Here is a 20,319-nt window from a genome sequence, read left to right on the forward strand (position 1 = left end):
GAACTGAGAAGGATAGATACTGGGGTGTAGGATGATTACACAGGGACATCGCCCTATTGATCAGGTATTGGAATGTATCGATACATTCCTGGTTGCCAAGACCGGTCATTCGCTGAATTATATTCAAAAAGCTATTTTGTGGGCATCATGGCAGGATGAACCTAAGACGTATGATCAGATTTCTCTGGAAAATGGTTATTCTGCCAATTATATTAAGCAAGGCGTCGCGCCGAAGTTATGGCGTTTACTCTCAAAAGCCTGTGGGGAAAAAGTTAATAAGACGAATTTTCGCTCGGTACTCGAACGAAAACTGTTTAATGGTAAGGGTTTGGCAACAGCTAAGTCGCTGGAACCTAGGCAGGTTGTCCCCTTAGAAGTACCAGAGGGACAAGTTGCGTTGAACTCTATCTATTATATTGAGCGATCGCCTATAGAATCAGACTGCTATCAGCAAATCCGCCAACCCGCCACCATCCTGCGTTTGCAAGGTTCCCAGCAGATGGGAAAAACCTCGTTAATGGCAAGAATTCTGGCTGATGCACAAAAGCAGAACTATCGGACGGTACGATTAAGCTTACATCAGGCGGAGAGTCCAGTGTTTTGTGCGATCGCGAAATTTTTGCGCTGGTTTTGTGTCAATGTGACACGACAACTTGGATTAGAACCGAAGCTGGATGAGTATTGGGATGAAGAAATGGGCTGTTTGATTAGCTGCACGCTTTACTTCCAGGAGTACTTACTCAGCCACAGCGATCGCCCCTTAGTTATTGCTGTTGATGAAGTGAATCAAGTTTTGCAGTATCCTGCGATCGCGGGGGACTTTCTCGCATTATTACACTCCTGGCAAGACGATACCAAAGATATCCCCGTCTTTTCAAAACTGCGTTTGGTGCTAGTTCATTCTACAGAGGGTTATCTTTCGTTTCATCCGCATCAATCCCTGTTGACGGTGGGGTTAGGGATTCAGTTACCCCCGTTTACTCGTGAACAAGTCTTTGAGTTGGCAAAGCGTCATCAACTCTATTTATCATCCCAGGAACTGGATCGGCTGATGCGACTTTTGGGGGGGTTTCCCTATTTGGTGCGTTTGATGTTCTATGAAATGGTCAAGCATCAGGTGAGTTTAAAATCATTATTAGAAACTGTAGCGACAGATACAGGAATTTATGGGAATCACCTCCATCGCCATTTATGGAGGCTGCGCCAGTATCCAGATTTAGCGGTGGCTTATCAACAGGTGCTTAAGGCAAATGATGCTGTAGAACTTGATCCAATCGAGATGTTGAAGCTGCACAGTTTCGGGTTAGTGCGTTGGGTTCGCGATCGCGTCGTGGTAAGCTGCCAGTTGTATGAAGAGTACTTTCGCGATCGTGTGGTTAACTGCTAGTAGTGGCTTAGCACACTTAAGCAAGCAAGATAGATTACCTTACGCCCGGAAACCGTAGGGGCGCAAAGCCTTCATCCGTGTCAACTTAAGCTACAGCCCTCACCCCCAGCCCCTCTGCATCCCCCCTAGCCCCCCTTTGAAAGGGGGGGATATTGGGAGTTAGGAGAATCTATAGAAGTGTCTTAAATGTGTTTCTAAAAAAATAGAGTCCGCCGAGACGGACTAGAGAGAGTTATTTTTTAGGGTTTAGTATCACCTCCTCTGGTTAAGTAAACCTGAGGAGCTTTAGAAAGCAACACCCTGAATTGCAGCCCTCCAGTACTCCAACCAGTAGGTTAAGCTTTCTTTTTGCGGCGTCCAGCTAAGGAGGCAAATCCTAGAACTGCACCTAAAGCCATGACCGTGCTGGGTTCAGGAACACTCTCTGCTACGATAAAAGTCCCAGAGAAGCTACCAAGTGAGCCATTAGGACGAAAATTACCTGTGAGGATACCGTCACCTAGAGCCTCACCTTCTGAACTTACAAACTTACCTGCAAATGAAGCAGATACTCCTTCTAACGGACCAGGTGGGTTAAATGCATCTATCTGAGCATCGCTGGTAATGATAAATGAGAAGGAACCTGGAACTGGATTAGCACTAAGCCTCAGGAATGGTAAACCGCCATTTAAGTCAAAGCGGTAAGTGTTGGGATTCGAGAAATCAACGTTCAGAATGTCATACTGTGGTACGATCAGACCATTGGTATCAAAATTTTCAAAGTCGCCCGTAGATAAGGTCACCCCGAAATTACCGAACCCCGCGTCCATGTCACCTGGAGCGTCGTTGAATGTAAATTTGAAATCATTCGCAATATCTCTTGTATAAGATCCGGTAATATTAAGGATATCCCCAGATTTGAAGACTATCGCCTCAGCCGGAGCGGAGATTGCCATGAGGCTCACTGCAGCCAACGGAACCGCAGCACCTAAACCTAAAATCTTCGTTTGCATTATTATGTGTCCTCCTAGAACAGTTGAAGATATGTGATCTAAAGTTCACGCAGATATGAGTTAATACTCTTGTGAACTTAAAACTACTTTAATCTAGGTTTACAAATTTTGCATCCTTCTTAGGGCAACTTCATACAATCTTCATAGGCTTACGACAAAAACCCGTCTTTTGTTAAAGATTCCATAAAGTCTAGCTCAAGAGTGACCGCCATCACACTCACTTCTATAAAGTATCATAAGATACCTTTACACTCCTACACTATAGCTAATATACGTCTTTCCTAGTGCATCCTGGTGGAAGTTTGTGATCACCTCTAGCTCATACAGGAGAACAGGGAGGATCTGAGTGGGTCATGTATATTTTTGACATCCTCACCGCCCGAAAAGGGTTGGTGATTCCTCGCCACTCAGTAGGGGTTTGGTTAAACCCCTACTTTATCGTTAGTCACCGTCTGGGTTAGATGTCAGTTTATCAAAAATTCACATAACTGGGTGGTTACTTCACCGACACTTCACCGAAAAGGGGATGACACGCCATTGAGAGTACAGTACCTTTAAAGAGAGGAAAAAGGTAAAGTTCCTGAATTTCCAGGAAAAACAGGGAATCTAAGGTAGACCGTCTAATCAAGGAGTTCAAGCATGATTCAGAAATGGGCAGTAGCCACAGCAGTAACAGCAGTAACGGTTATGGGAGCGCTAGCAGCTCCAGCCAGTGCCATAAGTCTAGCGGCTCTAGAGAGTTCTGGTGGAACACTAGAGACAAAAAACAAGATATTCAGTGACTTCAGTTGCTTGATTAGTTCTGATCCAGAAACAAATACCCCAACCAGTTGTGATCAGGTTGAAGTCTCTTTACTTCCCAATGGACTGAAATTTGAAAGTGACTTTTTCGCAGCAGAAGGCGCAAACTCATTTATCGATGTCTTGATCCAGTACACAGTAATGGCTAAGCCAGGAACGTCACCCTTTAACAGTATTGGATTAGCATTCGATGGTGAAATCACCAATCCTGATGGATTTACATCCATTACAGAAACTGTGGTCGATGCTAATAATCTAACTAAACTTCTTGGCTCTCTCACCGTGACAGCGCCAGATGATTTGTCTGATCCTGGCTTTGAATTGGATCAAGATGTTCCTCTGAGTGAATCAGTGACAAAAGCGATCGTCACTAAAGATATCTTTCTCACTGACGGAGCAAGAATTTCTATGATTACTCAGACCTACCAAGTTCCTGAACCCGGTACAATAGCAGGTCTAGTAGCATTAGGCTCCTTGGGTATCGGCTCTATCCTGAAACGGCAACGGCGAGAAAATTCATAGTTAGCGATGTTAGTTACATCTAAACTTTATTCATGCACGTAGTAATTTAGGAGCATTAATGATTCACAAAGGTACTTTAGCACTCGCATTTACCGCAGCAACTGTTGTAACCACTTTTGCTGCCCCAGCCCAGGCACTAGTGTTCAAGCTGGGAGACTTAATCAGCAATGGTCAAAGCATTACTGTTGGTGACAAAGAATTCAGCAATTTCGCGTGTATTATCAGCCAGACAGGAACGACAACCCCGAATAGCTGTAACAGTATTAACGTCCAAACGAAAGATGATGATCCGTTTGGGTTACTGTTTCAGACTGGCTTTTCGGCTCGTTCAACATCCACAAACCCATCATCAAGCCTAGATGTCTTTCTCGCCTACGATATCACTGTTCTCGACCCAAACAAGCGGTTGGACAGTGCGCTGCTCAAATTTGATGGTTCAGGTTCCCCGCCGAGCGCATTGGCTAACGATGATGTGCTAGCGAAGGTTACTCAAACCATTAAGGCGATGGATAACACAACGGTTGGTATAGCCGAAGTTTTTGCTCCGCCAGCCAACAATAAAACCGATCAAGTATCTCTAGACCAAAAGCTTACTAAAGCTAGGGTAGAGAACCAAATTAACATCGAAGCCAAAAATGGTGCTAGAGGGTTCATTTCGGTGGTGGAAAATCGGTACGAGCAAACAGAGGTTCCTGAACCCGGTACAATCGGTGGCTTGCTAGCTATTGGTTCCCTGGGTGTCGGTTCAATCTTGAAGCAACTCAAACAAAAGAAGTAATCCATTAACTTACCGTGTTACCACAAAAGGTTCCTCAGAAGGTGCTTCCCTGACTGAGGTTTTGCCATATTTATCCCCATCTGAATCTTTGATTTGGGTGGGGTTATTCGTTGATTTTTAGTTATCGCAGTAGACACATAGCTTAAGACAAACGACTGTGGTAGAGACGTTGCATGCAACGTCTCTACAAAAGGTTGCTATAGAGACTTCTATGGAACCTCTCTACTAAATTCTGTAGTTCCACGGAGCAAGATGCTCCCACGACCCACCGATAAGCTAGTGTAGAAGTCAGGGCAAATGAGTTATACTCGAACTCTTGATCGCATTCAATGCAATGTGACAACCCTCAAGAGGATCGGCGTAAGTTTCTGCCTACAGCACATCCACCACTGGTCTTAGCCCAAAAAAGAGTCTACTCTGGATAGAGAAGGGGAATCCCTGCCAAAGCTTCAAATTCTGGTATAAAACGTTTTAACATCAGGTGCACAGGGTCAATGTCTCAGCTCTTGTCGAGCTACATCCCAAAATGGACGCTTCTGTATTAATCGTGGGAAATTCACAATTCCTTAAGACGTTCCTTGACCAGATTCGCACGATCACGTCTGGCAAGGTGGAAGCGTCTGCCAATCCGGAGGAGGCTCTGAGTAAGGTTCAAGCTAGACAATACGCCATTTTAATCGTACAGGCAACTCAGAACGGTAGTTTGGATCTCTGTAAGCAGGTTAAAGAACAGCTGCAGTTAAGCTGGACCTATTGCATTTTAATTAATGACCCGTCTTATCCTTTGAGTGAAGGTAAACCCGATCCGCGTCGGGAGCAAATTATTTGTGCTGAAGCCCTAGAAGGCGGTGCAGATGCTTACCTACCCTTGACCTGCGCCCCAACAGGAGATCCAGGAAGTACGTTGGCAGAATATCGGCTCCTGAAAGCCCATATCCTAGCCGGATGGCGCAGTGTGAAGTTCTATCAAAAACTGCTGCAAACCAATGATGTGCTCTCAACCCTGGCTCTTGCCGATCCCTTAACCGAACTTAATAATCGTCGGGCAATGGAATGGGAGTTACCCCGGCAAATTCAAAATGCCCGCACCTACATCACCGACTTAAGTGTGATTATGATGGATGTGGATCATTTCAAATCCGTGAATGATACTTATGGACATCAAGTTGGCGATCGCCTTTTGCAGTTGCTCTCAACCCGACTCCAGCATAATCTGCGCCTACAGGATACTTTGTTTCGGTATGGCGGCGAAGAGTTTTTAGTGGTTCTCAATCAAACCAACGGCGAGGAAGCTCAAATCGTTGCCAAGCGCCTGCGATACCTGATCAACGAGCAACCGTTTAATGTAGATGGTACGATCGCGATCGAGATTACGATTAGCGTTGGCATTGCTTGTCTCAAGGCTTCAGATGACCACAAAGGCGAAAGCCTCGTCAAACGCGCTGACCATAACCTTTTGCGTGCCAAAGCCAAAGGACTCAACCAAGTGCTTTACAGTGATGACACACTTTATTAATGTACCAGACGTAGCATGCTACGTCTGAATTTTGACTGTTGAGTTTTGACCCTTCGCTTTGCTCAAAGGTACAGTTGTGTGTAGGGGCGGGTTTCACTAATATCCTTTCTATACCACACCTAAATGTGACTAAACCCGCCCCTAAGCTGTAATGCATTTAAATTGCGTATGAGTAGCGAGCAAGATGCTCGCACTACAAGGATTGCGCCATGATTGATATTAAGGTTTAAATGCCGAACAGCTTCCTAATTTTTCTTCCCCAGCTTCCCCAGCTCCCCCAGCTTCCCCAGCTTCCCCAGCTCCCCCAGCTCCCCCAGCTTCCCCAGCTCCCCCAGCTCCCTTCCTGTTTAACTGTGGTAATGCTCTTGAATCAAACGGTAGCAGTCGCCTACGCATGTCCGTTCTGCCATAGCTTTGACGAGGGCTTCGTAAGCCTTCCAATTGTCCTGTAACATCGTTTGAGCTTGGAGCATCGCCCAGCGCTGTTTGGTGGTCAATTCCCCAGCAGGACGTTTAAATAATGTCAATGCCTCTTTTAATTTTTGGCAATCGTCAATTCCTCCCTCCGCTTCACCGTAAACTAGAGTTTCTGCTGCAATTCCTGCCATCCAGACGGTACAGAATCGATCCAGAGTCAATCGCATTTCGCCAATGGCAAGTGGATTCGGCGAGAGTTGCTGAGTATCAAATTGCACACCACCTAAACCCGGTTGTCCCTGCTTTAGGGCTTCCCAAGCTGTCAGCGTATAACCCGTGATCGGAATCCCCAAAAGGTAAGCCACAAGGAAATGACCCGCCTCATGGTGCACAATGCGATCGCGATACTCACTGCGCCTCCTTGCCAGCCAATCTAATAGTACCGTTGTACCTTTACCTTGAAAGCTGAGAGTGTCTACCGTAGCCAATCCTAAAATTCCAAATGTTGCCAAAGCTGGAATAGCTGGTGGAATATTAAAAATTGGACTCAGGAGAGCGGAAAGGGTCATTCCGAAAATGCCAATGGCAATTACATTGAGAGTGGTCTGCTGCATAATTTGATATAAAAGTGCATTGTTGATGGTTGATTATGAATTTTGCAATTAATTTCTAATCACTACAGATCCCCGTTCCCTGTTCCCTGTTCCCTATTCCTTGTTTCCTGTTCCTTTGTACTCGAGTCATCCTCTGGTTCTGAGGGAGAAGCAGACGGTTCCGAATCAGGACGATCCAAATTTTGAGCTTTGTAGAAGGTTTCTAAACTATCAGGATCACCGACAAAGCGCCAGTGCCACGGTTCATAACTCACACCTTGGGGATTACCTTTGGGAAAGGATAACTCGAAGCTATAGTAAGCGGCATTCTTTTCCAGCCACTTAAAAGCCGCCGTATTCTCAAAATTGGTGTTCAGATTTGTGGCGGGTGTTCTGCCATCGCCAATATCGACAGCATAACCCGTGTGATGTTCGCTGTAACCAGGAGGCGCACTCACTTCAGCCCGTTTTGTTGCGACTTGTCCCCTTTGCGCCTTGATGTCAAAAAACAAATGCTCCTGTTGTTCGGATGTACGATAGCCGGATATTGGTACTAATATCACACCATCGGCTTGAGCGGCTGCCCTCATCGCTTTAAATTTCTTTGCCGCCGCTTCCCGTAGTTTAATGCGACCATCTGAGGTAATGGGTTCGAGTTCGGATAGGGGGGCTTCTTCGTAGGGGAGGTGTCCCAAAAGATTATCGACGTCGTTGTCACTCTCTTCTGGATTAGCTGGGGTGGAGGTATCCGTTGTGGTGGGTTGTGGGGAAGAGGTAACCCTTTCGGGGGATTGAGAGGTGGACGAGGATAGGATTAGCCCCAAAACGATCGCGCCGCCTCCTAATACTGCCATGATAATCAGAAACGGTGACAGGTGCGATCGCCGTCGGGTGTCGGGTGTATCCCGCACCGCTACGGGAATATCCTCGTCTGTTGATTCAGATAGGTTGGCGGGTTTTCCGGGAAAATCGGGGGTATTCAAAACTCCACTCCTGAGCGTACTAATCAAGCCAATTTCATTCTCTGTAGGTTGGCAACTTCACTTACTGTAGTCTGTGCCAATTTGTTTTCTGAGAGACTGGCTTATCATCAAAACCGTTGTCTGTTTAATCATCCTCTAATGCTCAGTCTAGATCCAGATCGTCTACAACCCCTGTTCCAACTTTACCTCCAGCTAGGGGGTGGTGTGGTACTCGGATGGGTGTTGGGACGTTTGATGCCCCAGTGGATACCAAGGTTTATTGGTCAATTTCTGTTCTGGATTGGGGTTCCTATCAGTATTATTACGTTTCTGCGGGGTGCGGATCTATCGGGAAAGATTTGGATTGCCCCGATCGCAGCTTGGGTGGCGATTTTATTGGGCGCTCTCTTGGCTTGGTTTTGGATGAAGGGGGGTGGGGGTCAGTTTGCCGCCGAAAAAGGCTTGACAAATGATAATCCCCATGAATGGAATAAACCCACTCAAGGGAGTTTCTTGCTGGCGTCGATGGTGGGGAATACGGGGTATTTGGGGTTTCCCGTTAATCTAACCTTATTGGGAGAAAACTATTTTGGCTGGGCGCTATTTTATGACATGCTGGGAACCTTACTCGGGGCGTATGGTTTAGGTGTAGTATTGGCAGCACGTTTTGGTCGGGGTAAGAAGAGTCAGGGGCAGTTAGTGCGATCGCTGGTGATTAATCCGGCGCTGTGGAGTATGGGCATCGGATTGGCGTTGCGTCAGGTGCCGTTAGCGGGATGGCTGGAGGAGGGAATGACCGGATTTGCTTGGAGTGCGATCGCGCTTTCACTAATTCTGATTGGTATGCGTTTGAGTCAGTTGGCGTCTTGGCGCAAAGTTAGACAAGCTGGGGTGAGTCTGGGCATTAAAATGCTGCTGATTCCCTTGGTACTAGGGATGGCGTTATCGCAGGTTGGCGTAATTGGTAAGCCGCAGTTAGCGATCGTCCTGCAAATGGCAATGCCGCCAGCTTTTGCCACTTTAGCTTTAGCTGACCGGGCGAGAAGCCCCACGCTGTAATCTATGATTCAGCGCTGGGATGAATCGCCAGTCTATTATTGACAACTTGCTTTTCGCCAGCTAATATTAACGGACGGATAAATTGTTTTTGTGTTTCATCTGCAAAGCTGTAAAAGCTGGCAACTTGACAGCAAAAACTCAAGTCCATAACTAAAGTTTCTCTTGCGATAAGCAAGAAGTGGGGCTGGGCGTATTCCCCACTATAAAACGCCGGAAGCGTAGTCGCAAGACTACGACAAAGGAAGCCTACACTGTACCCGTAGGGTCGGTGTAGGAGGACGTCACTCATCGCCGAAGTTTATGAACTCGATCGCGAGTTAACTGTGACAGCACTGGCGGTTGGTTCTACAGGACTTTTACTCACCTTACCGATTTGGTTACTCTTATTTGGGGCTTAGCCTCAAGAAGGCTCCAAGGCTCCAGAACAGAAGGTAAGGGAGAAGGGATTACACCGCCGCCATTTCTTGATGTTCGATTTTTGTCCCCAACAATTTCAGAAATTCGGCTAACCAAGCCGGGTGCGCGGGCCACGCCGGTGCGGTGACTAAATTTCCATCCACCATCGCTTCATTAGGAGGAATGTGGGTATAGAATCCTCCTGCCAACTTCACATCAGGTCCACAAGCTGGATAAGCGGTACAGCTTTTCCCTTCTAGAACATCGGCGGCGGCTAAAACCTGCAATCCGTGACAAATAGCCGCGATGGGTTTATCAGCTTGGGCAAAGTGGCGGGTTATTTCTAGAACCGTCTCATTTAAGCGAATATATTCGGGGGCGCGTCCACCAGGAATCACCAATGCATCATAATCGGCGGCTACCACCTCACTGAATGTGGCATTCAACGCGAAATTGTGACCCGGTTTTTCACTATAGGTTTGATCCCCTTCAAAATCGTGAACTGCCGTTTTTACCGTTTCCCCAGCCTTTTTATCAGGACAAACGGCATGGACTGTATGTCCCACCATTTGCAATGCCTGAAACGGCACCATCACTTCGTAGTCTTCGACGAAATCACCAACGATCATTAAAATCTTTTTTCCACTCATGGTTTTTTAGTCCTCAATAAACCTCAACGCGATCACCTCTAGTGATGATTATCCTCAATCGTAGCGTTGAAGATACTCCGCCGAGAGGGTGGCTTGTTGCGGCGTGCGATCGCATCTCATCTGCGGACTTACAGTAAACCTATAGAGGGTCTGAATGCAAAAAGTTAGTGAAGGTGAATTTTCTCCCAGAAAGAAAAACACCTTGACGGGATAGGTGGGCATTGCCCACCCTACTACAGCCTATTTGCCTGCCTGTGCCATATTGTCCTGTGAGTCAGAAGTACTTCTCTTAAGCGTGTCTGGGTAAATCGACCCAAATTCTTTCAAGGCTTGTGCTGATTCTTCCCCAATCTTCTGAAGTCGTTCTCCGGGAGAGTCTTCCGTTTCGCGAGCTTCCTCATACCACTCCCTGGTTGTTTTCGGTCTTACCGAATCAATCTGATGTGCCTCATCGCGAACTTGCTCACCCAAGGCATTGTTATTGCCTCCAGAATTAACATTTGTGGTCAGCAGTAGAAAAGCGACTAGGACAACAGTCAAACAACGCTTGACCTGAAGTCCCTTAAGCAGGGAACTGATGTTAGCGATCGCTCTAGCTATCAAATTTTTCATTACTTGACTCCATGAGTTCATTTTCAATTCAGGGTTTCGAGCTATAATTGGCTGACTCTAAACTCAGCTACTGCCAGAGAAACTAAATTTAGATTCTTCCGGATTAGCTTGATAAATAGAGTTATAGGTTAGTGATAAAACAGGGTAAATAAACCCCCTACTTTTAAGCCAACTAGCTCTTTTTGCCCTAAATCCCAGACTAACAGCAGAAAGATAATTATTCCTCTAACATAAGTCGTAGCTTGGTAATGGAAAAAGAGAGGCTTCTGTAAATCCAGCTTTCTAGCAGTAAACCATGAAATCCTTCCGGCAATCATGGAATCTCTATCCTAAGTGGGATGTGAGGATAGAGATTCTTTCAGTGTTTCAATCCCTATTAGGTATTAATAGGTGGGAACAATTAAAGTTTACGGTGGGGATAGTCTTATGTCTTATGTAAGGGTTTGAGGACTATTGACAGAACTTAATATAGCGTGGTTTATTTCCACCAACCTAATTCGCTGCCTTTAAAAAAGTGGGAGAAAGGGAAAGAAAAAATGAAAAAAGATTAGGACAAGAGACGTTCCGCCGGAACGTCTCTACCATAAGATGTGTCCTAACTGCTATTGCGGTTGCTATACATCCCACTGCAAGTCATCCAAACCCTGACCTTTTCAAAGGGAAACCAGACCGGACTTTCACTTTCGTTTTCATACCTTAAGAAATATTTCTTAAGGAGGTAGATTTTTATCACCATCAATCTTTAACCTTAGATAGTCATCCTCTGAAACTCTTCTCAAACTGCCATGAACAAGTCCCTCAGTTTCACCTTAATCTTCTCTAGTGCCGCCTTAATTTTTGCCGCTCCTCAGGTTGTCTTTAGCCGTCCTGTAGCACAAAGGTTGGGTTACCCAGTTGTGCCGAATTCACTAGCCGACGCCTTAGTGTGTTATATGGAAACTCCACAAGGGGTAACCCTCAATCTCGAAAGCATCTGTGGGGCGAATTCAACAGATCAAAACCCTAACGGTTTGCCAAGTGTGGATTCAAGAGTACAGGACGCAAGAGTACAGGACGCTAGAGGTGTGCCAAGTACAGATACAGCCCCAGATAGCACTACTCCCAATAACCCCAACAGTCCCAATAGGACAGGAGATACCACCACTACTCCCAATAACCCGAACAGTCCCAATCGGAGAGGGGATACCACCACTACTCCCAATAACCCGAACAGTCCCAATCGGACAGGAGATACCACCAACGGCGCAGATGGCGAAACTCTTTCAACCCCTGATAGGGATTAATAGTTGGTAAAAGTATAGTCAAATATAGACAGACTGAATTTCATTTGTCCTCCCCCCTTGGAGGGGGGAATGAGGGGGGTAGGGGGGCACAGGCGTGAGGGCTGTCGCTATTCTTGAAGCCACACGGAAACAGAACCGCCGTTACAACGAAACTCTGCCCAACCCCATTCATTGGTGTAAATGGGTTCCTTCACATGTTCGGTTAAATCATAGAACTTGGCATTGGGTTTACCCACTTCCATCCACTTATAACCGGGAACACTATCACTCATAATCACCGCCATGGCTTTGGGATGGGCGTGATCCCCTAAGCGAGTCCAACCAATTGTATTGTAGTGATCAAAGTAATCGTATTGATCCCCGTAAGCATAATGTTTCCGAGCATAGAGGAGTTTGTCAATTATCCAACGGTGAGAGGGAAGGAAAATCTTGTAACGATTACCATCTTTGCCATAATCCTCATACTCGGCACCGTAATAATCAGCATAGAACACACAAGGATAACCCTCGCGGCGCAATAAAATTATCGCATAAGCTAAAGGTTTAAACCAGGGTTCTACGGGGGCTTCTAATGCCTGTAACGGTTGCGAATCATGGTTTTCCACAAACGTAACTGCATGGGTAGGACGTTGCTGCATCAAAGTGCCGTTGAGGATAGTCCCCATATCGAAATGTCCACCGGAGCGGCTAGCGTAATAGAAGTTGTAGTGGAGTGGCACATCAAATACCGACATTTTGCCATTAACGGCATTAATATACCAGTGCAGGGTGTCGATATTGTTGTACCAATATTCACCCACAACAAATAAATCTTGGTCCCTATGATACCTCATCTCATCCAGCCATTGGGGGAAAAACCAGGATGAAATATGTTTAATCGCATCAAGACGGAAACCATCAGCGCCTGTGGTATCGAGATACCATTTGCCCCAACGAGTTACTTCATCGCGCACGTCTTGACTCTGGAAATCAAGATCACATCCCATTAAATAGGCAAAGTTCCCTTTTTCTAATGCCACATAATCATCAAATACTTTACCCTCAAATAGATAAATCGTATTGGATTCTTTGGTGTAATCGTCGTAATCAACAGCATCAAAGTGCCACCAATGCCATTCAAAATTAGAATATTTACCCTGACGACCCGGAAACTTAAAATGGGAATAGGCGCTGATATCCCGTGTCCATCCTTTAGAATGAAGCCGATCATATTCATTAAAAGGAGTAGCGCGAGCAATCTCTGTCACATCACCTCCCATGCGATGATTCAAAACTGTATCCCCATAGGCTTGTATCCCCGATTCGTGTAAGGCGTTTATAGCGGCTAAATATTGCTCACGAGTCCCGTATTTGGTGCGAACTGTACCCTGTTGATCAAATTCCCCTAGATCATACATATCGTAAACGGCATAGCCGACATCATAGGTTCCTCCCATTCCCTTATAGGCTGGAGGTAGCCACAACGCCGTAAATCCAGCATCGGCTAATTCTTGTGCCTTGTTTTTAACGTCATTCCACAGGATGAGATCGGAATCAATATACCAGTGGAAATATTGCATCATTGTGCCGTTGATTGACATTTTAATCCTCTCTTTTTTGTCTTTGAAGCGTATGAGATGGAGGAACAATGTTCCAGATTTGCCATGGCGTGTCTGGAACCAATCGGGGCGGGTTTAGTCTAATCGGGGTAAACAAGACAGGATAAGAATGAAACCAGCCCCGACAAAAAAGCTCGACTTTCCCCTACAATCCTTTATGATCCAAACCGAATCACTTCACCCGAACTCGCACGACTATAACTAACCATTGCCACCTCCTGTCCAGCAGAATTGAGTAAGCTAATAATACCAGAACTGTTGCCCAATTGCATCGAATTCGGATTGGCTCGCGAAATGGTAAAGCGCTTCACTTCCTGAGGTTGCAGCGTGCCATTAATCTCTTCAGGACGGTTTAATTTATCTTGCAGTTTCCAACCGGATAAATCAATCGCCTCATTCGTGGTATTCTGTAACTCAACCCACTCATACCCTTCGTCATTTCCTTCGGGGTTGGGTTGGCTGGCGACAATGATGACTACACCATTATTTTTAGTCACTTCATCAATCGGGACAACAACGGGTTCATCTGTGTTTGGTATTTCTCCATCATCCATTCCTAAGAAAATTGGGAAAAAGGAACGAATAAAATCACCGCGACTGCCATTGGGATTCGTACTGCGATACAAGACTAAATCATAGGTAGCACTATTGATAGTAATCCGGCGCTTGTCAATAATTTTGCCGTGAACACTTTCATAATAAGCTACCGTTGCCATCGCCATTTCACATTCGGGACTGGGACCGACGAAGAATCCACCTTTGAATTTAAAGAGTTGGGCAATGACCTTCCCTTGCATGTTAATCACATTGTTAATCATCTGCAAGGTAACAACATTAGGGTTTTGGGAACCATCCTCTCCCTTTAAGTCATACTTATATCCTAAATAATTCACCCGTTGATTCTTTTCATCTAGGTAGAACTTGACCCAAGAGTGGTATCCCGAAATTTCGCCAAAATTCTCTTTTTTACTTCCCGAATGGATATCAAATTTACCCTCACCGACAAAAACATGCTCAAATCCAGAGGCAAAATTAGTCGATTTGCCGTTGTAGTGATTGGTATACAACTCAAACCAGATCTGCTGTAGCTTCATGCGGAATTGTTCTTCCGAGAGATCTTCGCCCAAGTTTTGATTGATATAGGTTCGGGCAAGCTGCATGGGTTTAGTTTTGACGATTTCCGCCAAAAATGCTTGCTGTTCTTGGACTTCTTCCTCGACACTCAACTCTGGATCAGCCGAGCGAACGGCGTAGTTATCCAAGAGTTGAATAAAGTTATTATATGTGCGATTGTCATCAAAGAGTTTTGCTTCATTCACCTTATGAAAAAGAGGATGAGTAGCTAAATCAATTTCTCGTTTACCCGCCGCTTTGACCTGTTCATCTAATAAAATATCAGCGTCCGGATTTTCCCACTCCCCTGAACGGTTCCGGGGACTGACTGAGAATTGATTCTCATCACTTTCCCAAATAAGCTGATAAATATTATCTTCAGTTATATCAACGGGTTCGGTGGGAGAAGTGGGTTCTTCTCCCGTTCCTGGAGTTTCGGGCGGTGTCTCTTCTGTTCCCGATACAGAATATGCGATCCACGCGACTGTTTCATCTAGATGCGCTCCATCCGCCGAATGTCCTTGGGCAACAATTTCATCAAATCGGATCTCGAATCCTTCAGAGGTAACATTGCGAATCCTTAACCCTGGAGTTTCTTGTCCGTTATAAGTTTGCGTCATGGGGATAACGGCGACTTGGGTATCCCCAGGAAACGGTGGATCAAATTCAACGGTATGCCAAGTTTGAGATTGGCGATCGGCTTTTAAAGCGGGAATAATACCAACTCGTTGCTGTGATGAGAGTGGGGGTTGACTATTCATGGTTCTATTTCCTGAATGTGAACAAATGATGAATCCTGAAGGAATGTGAGATGATCGTTATAAACAGAAACATACGTAACCTTCCCGATGCGATCCGGATTTTCGGTGACAAATTCTTCACTCACCAGAAAACGACAAATAGCCGCAGAATATATAGAGAATTAATTAGGGCTTGTTGAATAAGGTGCAGCAAGCCCTAGCTAACGGTTGAGATCGCGAGTTTGCTCCAACAGTTGTTCAGCAGAGGCTGACCACTGAGCGTTACCTTGAGCCTGATAAAGGTCTCTAGCATATTCTAGAACTTGCTGGGCATCGCTTAATCGATTTTGGCGCAGAAAGACTAAACCTGCCCCATAATAAGCATTGGCATAGTTAGAGTTACTTTCAGCAGATTGGCGGAAGGCTTCTAGCGCTCCATCTAAATCTCCCTGTTCAAATAAAATTGACCCTAGATTATAGTAAGCTTCTGGGTATTGGGGGCTGATTTTGATGGCTTGCTCAAATGCGGCTTTAGCCTGATCAAGCTGTCCCTGTCGCAAATAAACCAGTCCTAAATGATAAGTGGGTTCTGGTGCATTGCGGCTCAACTGCATCGCTTTCTGGAACGCCGCGATCGCAACCTCATATTCTCCCAATTCAGACAGCACTAACCCATAATTATAGTGGGCGACTCCCAACTCCGGATCAAGTTCAATTGCTCGTCTCAAAGCATCCCGTGCTTGGGGCAAATTCTTCCCTTCTAACAACGCCGCGCCTAAATTCGCGTAAGCCAGAGCAAAGTTGGGAGCGATCTGAGTCGCCTGGTAAAACGCATCGGCGGCTGCTTGTAATTGTCCGGCTTGGCGTAAGGCTAATCCTAAATTATAGTGCGCTGGGGCAAGCTGGGGGTTGAGTTGTGCGGCTTGACGAAATGCCGCGATCGCTTGGGTTACATTCCCTTGCTGAATTAACGCAAGTCCCTGGTTTAACTGTTCAAGTGCAGCAGGTTGGGTTGGTTTTAGGGGAGGGATAGATTGAGCCAGATCATGAGCGGCTTGTGTCTGGAATAGGGGTGCAGGCTTGTATGTAGAGACGTGCCATGGCGCGTCTGGGTTCAGGGAAACTCTGCCCACCTGCTCTGATGCTAGGGAAGGATGAGCCGCAACTGGATCAATGCTAATACTCAGCAACAGTAAGCTCACGTTAAGCCTCAATGATTTGAAACCTTTCCTCCGGCTTTTCTGGTTTCCCCATTCAGCTACCATTATCAAAAAATGTTAAAAAAATGTTAAATTTACTGACCTTATGAATTATACCTTATGGCAACAGATATGGCTGTGACATCCTCCTACACCAAATTAGAGATTATGGTGTAGGCTTCCCCAAATCACTTTGAGGATTTCCTGGTTTTTCCCTTTCGGGGTTTCGCCACTTGCCTAGATGAACAGACGCTTCAAAAGCGCGTCTCTACGTCCCCGGTAGATCGGCTGCACAGGCAGTTTCCATTCCCGCAAGTCCTGCGGTACTAATTTGTTCTATTCCTCGGTTTCTAATCACCTGACCACTGGAGACATCTCTGTCGGTTTGATAGCCGCAGCGAGGGCAATCATGTACCCGGACGCTCAGATCTTTTTTGACTTCACTTTTGCATTCAGGACACTCCTGAGAAGTGCCTCTGGCATCAACAACAGCAAGTAAGGGCGAAGCATTTGCGGAGATTAGTGAACAGGAAGTGGCATAAGTATAGTACGCAAATGCTTCGCCCCTACACCTACATCTACCCCGATTGGGTGTCCGTGAGGATTAGGGTCAGGGACACTGATAGCACACTGAATGTTGACCGATGCATACCATTTATCAGCTTTGCGTATAATTCGCACCTGCTTAACCGTAAACCCAGATGGAATAGGTCGGTGCAGGTTAATTGGTATCGTCCCCAATTTTGGTAGTTTGACATGAAGGTTTGTTACTGGATTTTCCTTGAACTGAGGAAACAGCAACGACTTGAACTGCCCAAACTTTTTAGGTCGGGGAAAACCAAACCCACGAGATCTAAAATAATCCCAGCTTCTATGCAACTGCTTAATTGATTGCTGGAGAACTTGGGAAGGAACTGCCTTTAAATTGGGGAATTCCTTCTTAGCTTTCGGTAAATTATTAAGCTGCTGCACTTCACCAGGAAATGTGGCATTGGCTGGAATGATATACTCTTTTTTCAGGGAGCATCTATCAATCAAGCATTTACGACTATTGCACCAATCCTTTATCTCCCCCAATGCATAGTTGTATGCACGGCGGCAAATTTCCATCCACTCAATCAACCGTTGCTCTTGAGTGGCATCTGGATAGATTCGGTAGCGATAGTTAAAGGTCAGCATACCACTATTATATAACATTTAATGGTTAGTCGTGTACTGTTAAATGTTAATTTAGGTGAACATTAAGTTACCTAAATTAACTTGGGGAAGTCGTGTATCCCATCGCGCTCATCATAGATTACAGCGTGGGTCTTACAACCTCCCCAAACCCCCTGCTAAGATAAACAGAGAGTTGATCATCTGCTCAGCCAAACGATAAATGCCACAGATGGGCAGATTAAGAGGTGAACCAATCGCTGAATTGAGAGAGCAGACAAGACTTCACTCCCTTAACTGATCACCTGATTACCGTTAGTCCGGGGGAAAATTATGAACCAAAACGCTGTGACCGCCATCCGTAATGTGGCAATTGTGGGTCCTTATTTGAGTGGTAAAACCAGCCTGTTAGAAAGTTTGTTGTTCGTTACTGGGGCAACATCTCGCAAAGGAAGCATCAAAGATGGAAACACAGTAGGGGATGCGATCGCCGAAGCACGCGATCGCACAATGACGGTGGAGATTAATGTCGCCAGTACCGAATACCAGAACATTCGCTTTAACTGGATTGACTGTCCAGGTTCGATTGAGTTTGCTCAAGAAACCTATAATGCTCTGATGGGTGTCGATGCCGCTGTGGTGGTCTGCGAACCAACTAGCGATCGCGTGCTGATGCTCGCCCCCTTGTTCAAGTTCCTAGATGACTGGAAAATTCCCCACCTCGTCTTTGTCAACAAAATCGATCAACTCTCCTGTGACGGGGGAGCCTGCGGTCAATCCTATCGCCAAATTTTAGATGCCTTGAAAGGGGTATCCTCTCGCCCGATCATTCCCCATCAGTACCCGATTGGCAAAGGAGAACAGCTAATCGGGTTTATTGATTTAGTCACAGAACAAGCTTTTCATTATCATACAGGCGCTCCAGCAGACCCCATACCCCTGCCCGACTCCCTCAAAGACGCCGAACATGCCGCACGGGAAGAAATGCTGGAAGCGTTGGCAGATTTTGATGACCACTTACTCGAAGAACTCTTAGAGGAAATTGAACCGCCCCAAGAGGAAATTGTCAAGGATTTGAAAATGGAATTAGGGGCGGATTTAATTGTGCCTGTATTTATGGGTGTCGCCGAACAAGATTATGGGGTGCGCCACCTGATTGATGCCCTATTAAGGGAAGCCCCAGCCCCAGAAGCCACGGCTCTTCGTCGGGGATTGACGGGTAAAGGTGGCGCAACGGTAGCACAGGTACTCAAAACCTATTACACCCCCCAAGGAGGCAAACTTTCTCTGGCGCGGGTTTGGGCAGGTCAACTCACCGATGGTGCGGTTCTCAAGGGGATTCGGGCTGGTGGACTATACCATATCTTTGGTCAGCAACAACAGTCTACTCCAGAGGCAAAGGCAGGTGATATTGTCGCGATCGGACGATTAGAGGGGATTCACACCGGTGACACCCTGAGTACAGACGAGAAGGGGGCAAAAGAATTACCGAAAGCCCCAGCAATGAAACCCGTCTATGGCTTAGCGATTACTGCCGAACAGCGCAAAGATGAAGTTAAGCTCAGTGGGGCGCTGACGAAGCTTTTAGAAGAAGATCCGTCATTAGCTTGGGAACAACATGAGGATACCCATGAAATTATCCTCTGGGGACAAGGTGAAATTCATCTGCAAGTGGCGTTAGACCGACTGCGGCGCAAATATAATTTGCCGATGAATACTCATCTCCCTCGGATTCCTTACAAAGAAACGATTCGTAAATCCATGTCCTCCCACGGGCGATATAAGCACCAAAGTGGCGGTCATGGGCAATTTGGGGATGTGTACCTGGATATTAAGCCCATGGAACGCGGTGAAGGCTTTAGCTTCTCGGAAACGATTGTCGGTGGTGCTGTGCCGAAACAGTATATTCCGGGTGTGGAAACGGGGGTGCGGGAGTATTTGTCCCAAGGTCCTTTGGGCTTCCCTGTCGTCGATGTAGAAGTCACCTTAACCAATGGGTCTTATCATTCCGTCGATAGTTCGGAACAGGCGTTTAAACAAGCCGCACGAGTGGCTATGACGGAAGGAATGCCCAAGTGTAATCCGGTTTTATTGGAACCGATTATGACAATTCAGGTATCTGCGCCAACGGAATTTACCTCGAAAGTGCTGCAACTGATATCCGGACGTCGGGGACAAATTCTCAACTATGAACCCGTTTCCGGTTGGAACGGATGGGATCGAGTGTCTGGGTATTTGCCTCAGGCGGAAATGCATGACTTTATCATAGAGTTGCGATCGCTCACCTTAGGAATTGGTTTCTTTAACTGGGAGTATGACCATCTCCAGGAAGTTCCGGGTAAGTTGGCTGATAATGTCCTGGCGACTACGGGGAATGGGAATGGCAACGGATAGACACTGAAATGAAGTTAGGTTTGTAGTTGCGCTGTTTTCGCCATAACCACATTAGCGTTGACTACAAACCGAATCAGTAGGGGAAAGCTGAATACGTTTTTGGGTAGGAGTAGGTATTAGGTATTAGGTATTAGGTATTAGGTATTAGGACA

Annotated in this window: 18 protein-coding genes and 1 pseudogene; 7 read left to right on the forward strand and 12 right to left on the reverse strand. The window is 46.1% G+C overall.

Translation table 11 applies throughout. From position 1 onward, the window contains the following. Positions 1–31: 31 nt before the first annotated feature. Positions 32–1,387: an AAA-like domain-containing protein gene (locus ACLGGO_RS16095; protein WP_446420055.1), complete on the forward strand. Its 1,356-nt coding sequence runs from the start codon at positions 32–34 to the stop codon at positions 1,385–1,387. A 335-nt stretch (positions 1,388–1,722) separates the two neighbouring features. Here ACLGGO_RS16095 and ACLGGO_RS16100 read toward each other — a convergent pair whose 3' ends face one another. Next, positions 1,723–2,379 carry a PEP-CTERM sorting domain-containing protein gene (locus ACLGGO_RS16100; protein ID WP_446420056.1) on the reverse strand — a complete coding sequence of 219 codons (657 nt, stop codon included), beginning with the start codon at positions 2,377–2,379 and terminating at the stop codon, positions 1,723–1,725. A 639-nt stretch (positions 2,380–3,018) separates the two neighbouring features. Between ACLGGO_RS16100 and ACLGGO_RS16105 the strand changes: the two genes are divergently transcribed. From ACLGGO_RS16105 to ACLGGO_RS16115, 3 genes are all read left to right on the forward strand, one after another. Next, positions 3,019–3,702 (forward strand): PEP-CTERM sorting domain-containing protein, encoded by a 684-nt coding sequence (locus ACLGGO_RS16105; RefSeq protein WP_446420057.1) that lies wholly within the window; start codon positions 3,019–3,021, stop codon positions 3,700–3,702. 58 nt (positions 3,703–3,760) lie between these two features. Next, on the forward strand, positions 3,761–4,480 hold the full coding sequence (locus ACLGGO_RS16110; RefSeq protein ID WP_446420058.1) for a PEP-CTERM sorting domain-containing protein: 720 nt from the start codon (positions 3,761–3,763) through the stop codon (positions 4,478–4,480). Positions 4,481–5,006: 526 nt separating this feature from the next. After that, a complete protein-coding gene (locus tag ACLGGO_RS16115) occupies positions 5,007–5,996 on the forward strand; it encodes a GGDEF domain-containing protein (protein ID WP_446336658.1) in 990 nt (329 codons plus the stop codon). Between the two features lie 219 nt (positions 5,997–6,215). Here the strand turns inward: ACLGGO_RS16115 and ACLGGO_RS16120 are convergent, their stop codons facing one another. The 3 genes from ACLGGO_RS16120 to ACLGGO_RS16130 all read right to left on the reverse strand — a co-directional run bounded on the left by ACLGGO_RS16120 (position 6,216) and on the right by ACLGGO_RS16130 (position 7,989). Further along, positions 6,216–6,392, reverse strand: a complete 177-nt coding sequence (locus ACLGGO_RS16120; RefSeq protein ID WP_446420059.1) for a hypothetical protein — start codon at positions 6,390–6,392, stop codon at positions 6,216–6,218. Next, positions 6,344–7,027 carry an ATP-dependent Zn protease gene (locus ACLGGO_RS16125; RefSeq protein WP_446420060.1) on the reverse strand — a complete coding sequence of 228 codons (684 nt, stop codon included), beginning with the start codon at positions 7,025–7,027 and terminating at the stop codon, positions 6,344–6,346. Before ACLGGO_RS16125 ends, ACLGGO_RS16120 begins: the two co-directional genes overlap by 49 nt. 62 nt (positions 7,028–7,089) lie before the next feature. Then, the gene (locus ACLGGO_RS16130) at positions 7,090–7,989 is read right to left on the reverse strand and encodes a M15 family metallopeptidase (protein WP_446420061.1); all 900 of its coding nucleotides are present in this window, start codon (positions 7,987–7,989) and stop codon (positions 7,090–7,092) included. A 48-nt stretch (positions 7,990–8,037) separates the two neighbouring features. Between ACLGGO_RS16130 and ACLGGO_RS16135 the strand changes: the two genes are divergently transcribed. Next, positions 8,038–9,027 carry an AEC family transporter gene (locus tag ACLGGO_RS16135; RefSeq protein ID WP_446420062.1) on the forward strand — a complete coding sequence of 330 codons (990 nt, stop codon included), beginning with the start codon at positions 8,038–8,040 and terminating at the stop codon, positions 9,025–9,027. A 1-nt stretch (position 9,028) separates the two neighbouring features. Here ACLGGO_RS16135 and ACLGGO_RS16140 read toward each other — a convergent pair whose 3' ends face one another. The 4 genes from ACLGGO_RS16140 to ACLGGO_RS16155 all read right to left on the reverse strand — a co-directional run bounded on the left by ACLGGO_RS16140 (position 9,029) and on the right by ACLGGO_RS16155 (position 10,685). Next, positions 9,029–9,175, reverse strand: coding sequence for a hypothetical protein (locus ACLGGO_RS16140; protein WP_446420063.1), 147 nt, complete (start codon positions 9,173–9,175; stop codon positions 9,029–9,031). A 298-nt stretch (positions 9,176–9,473) separates the two neighbouring features. After that, positions 9,474–10,073: a DJ-1/PfpI family protein gene (locus ACLGGO_RS16145; protein ID WP_446420064.1), complete on the reverse strand. Its 600-nt coding sequence runs from the start codon at positions 10,071–10,073 to the stop codon at positions 9,474–9,476. Positions 10,074–10,127: 54 nt separating this feature from the next. After that, complete coding sequence (locus ACLGGO_RS16150; RefSeq protein ID WP_446420065.1) at positions 10,128–10,295, reverse strand: hypothetical protein; 168 nt, start codon at positions 10,293–10,295, stop codon at positions 10,128–10,130. A gap of 18 nt (positions 10,296–10,313) precedes the next feature. After that, positions 10,314–10,685 (reverse strand): hypothetical protein, encoded by a 372-nt coding sequence (locus tag ACLGGO_RS16155; RefSeq protein ID WP_446420066.1) that lies wholly within the window; start codon positions 10,683–10,685, stop codon positions 10,314–10,316. Between the two features lie 785 nt (positions 10,686–11,470). Between ACLGGO_RS16155 and ACLGGO_RS16160 the strand changes: the two genes are divergently transcribed. Further along, positions 11,471–11,968, forward strand: a complete 498-nt coding sequence (locus ACLGGO_RS16160; RefSeq protein ID WP_446420067.1) for a hypothetical protein — start codon at positions 11,471–11,473, stop codon at positions 11,966–11,968. 107 nt (positions 11,969–12,075) lie between these two features. Here the strand turns inward: ACLGGO_RS16160 and ACLGGO_RS16165 are convergent, their stop codons facing one another. The 4 genes and pseudogenes from ACLGGO_RS16165 to ACLGGO_RS16180 all read right to left on the reverse strand — a co-directional run. Beyond that, positions 12,076–13,548, reverse strand: coding sequence for an alpha-amylase (locus ACLGGO_RS16165; protein WP_446420068.1), 1,473 nt, complete (start codon positions 13,546–13,548; stop codon positions 12,076–12,078). A 173-nt stretch (positions 13,549–13,721) separates the two neighbouring features. Continuing rightward, a complete protein-coding gene (locus tag ACLGGO_RS16170) occupies positions 13,722–15,440 on the reverse strand; it encodes a lamin tail domain-containing protein (protein ID WP_446420069.1) in 1,719 nt (572 codons plus the stop codon). Positions 15,441–15,640: 200 nt separating this feature from the next. Beyond that, complete coding sequence (locus ACLGGO_RS16175) at positions 15,641–16,462, reverse strand: tetratricopeptide repeat protein (protein WP_446338498.1); 822 nt, start codon at positions 16,460–16,462, stop codon at positions 15,641–15,643. 344 nt (positions 16,463–16,806) lie between these two features. Then, positions 16,807–17,797 (reverse strand): annotated as a pseudogene (locus ACLGGO_RS16180) (zinc ribbon domain-containing protein); the annotation flags it as partial. Positions 17,798–18,106: 309 nt separating this feature from the next. Here ACLGGO_RS16180 and ACLGGO_RS16185 point away from each other — a divergent pair. Beyond that, on the forward strand, positions 18,107–20,167 hold the full coding sequence (locus tag ACLGGO_RS16185; protein WP_446420070.1) for an elongation factor G: 2,061 nt from the start codon (positions 18,107–18,109) through the stop codon (positions 20,165–20,167). Positions 20,168–20,319 lie beyond the last annotated feature (152 nt).

Source organism: Coleofasciculus sp., assembly GCF_046565525.1.
Lineage (GTDB): Bacteria > Cyanobacteriota > Cyanobacteriia > Cyanobacteriales > Coleofasciculaceae > Coleofasciculus.

Bases quoted from the DNA above. Each gene is read 5' to 3' on its own strand.
- ACLGGO_RS16095 (WP_446420055.1), top strand. From the start codon at position 32: ATGATTACACAGGGACATCGCCCTATTGATCAGGTATTGGAATGTATC.
- ACLGGO_RS16100 (WP_446420056.1), bottom strand. From the start codon at position 2,379: ATGCAAACGAAGATTTTAGGTTTAGGTGCTGCGGTTCCGTTGGCTGCA.
- ACLGGO_RS16105 (WP_446420057.1), top strand. From the start codon at position 3,019: ATGATTCAGAAATGGGCAGTAGCCACAGCAGTAACAGCAGTAACGGTT.
- ACLGGO_RS16110 (WP_446420058.1), top strand. From the start codon at position 3,761: ATGATTCACAAAGGTACTTTAGCACTCGCATTTACCGCAGCAACTGTT.
- ACLGGO_RS16115 (WP_446336658.1), top strand. From the start codon at position 5,007: ATGGACGCTTCTGTATTAATCGTGGGAAATTCACAATTCCTTAAGACG.
- ACLGGO_RS16120 (WP_446420059.1), bottom strand. From the start codon at position 6,392: ATGCGTAGGCGACTGCTACCGTTTGATTCAAGAGCATTACCACAGTTA.
- ACLGGO_RS16125 (WP_446420060.1), bottom strand. From the start codon at position 7,027: ATGCAGCAGACCACTCTCAATGTAATTGCCATTGGCATTTTCGGAATG.
- ACLGGO_RS16140 (WP_446420063.1), bottom strand. From the start codon at position 9,175: ATGGACTTGAGTTTTTGCTGTCAAGTTGCCAGCTTTTACAGCTTTGCA.
- ACLGGO_RS16145 (WP_446420064.1), bottom strand. From the start codon at position 10,073: ATGAGTGGAAAAAAGATTTTAATGATCGTTGGTGATTTCGTCGAAGAC.
- ACLGGO_RS16150 (WP_446420065.1), bottom strand. From the start codon at position 10,295: ATGCCCACCTATCCCGTCAAGGTGTTTTTCTTTCTGGGAGAAAATTCA.
- ACLGGO_RS16155 (WP_446420066.1), bottom strand. From the start codon at position 10,685: ATGAAAAATTTGATAGCTAGAGCGATCGCTAACATCAGTTCCCTGCTT.
- ACLGGO_RS16160 (WP_446420067.1), top strand. From the start codon at position 11,471: ATGAACAAGTCCCTCAGTTTCACCTTAATCTTCTCTAGTGCCGCCTTA.
- ACLGGO_RS16165 (WP_446420068.1), bottom strand. From the start codon at position 13,548: ATGTCAATCAACGGCACAATGATGCAATATTTCCACTGGTATATTGAT.
- ACLGGO_RS16170 (WP_446420069.1), bottom strand. From the start codon at position 15,440: ATGAATAGTCAACCCCCACTCTCATCACAGCAACGAGTTGGTATTATT.
- ACLGGO_RS16185 (WP_446420070.1), top strand. From the start codon at position 18,107: ATGAACCAAAACGCTGTGACCGCCATCCGTAATGTGGCAATTGTGGGT.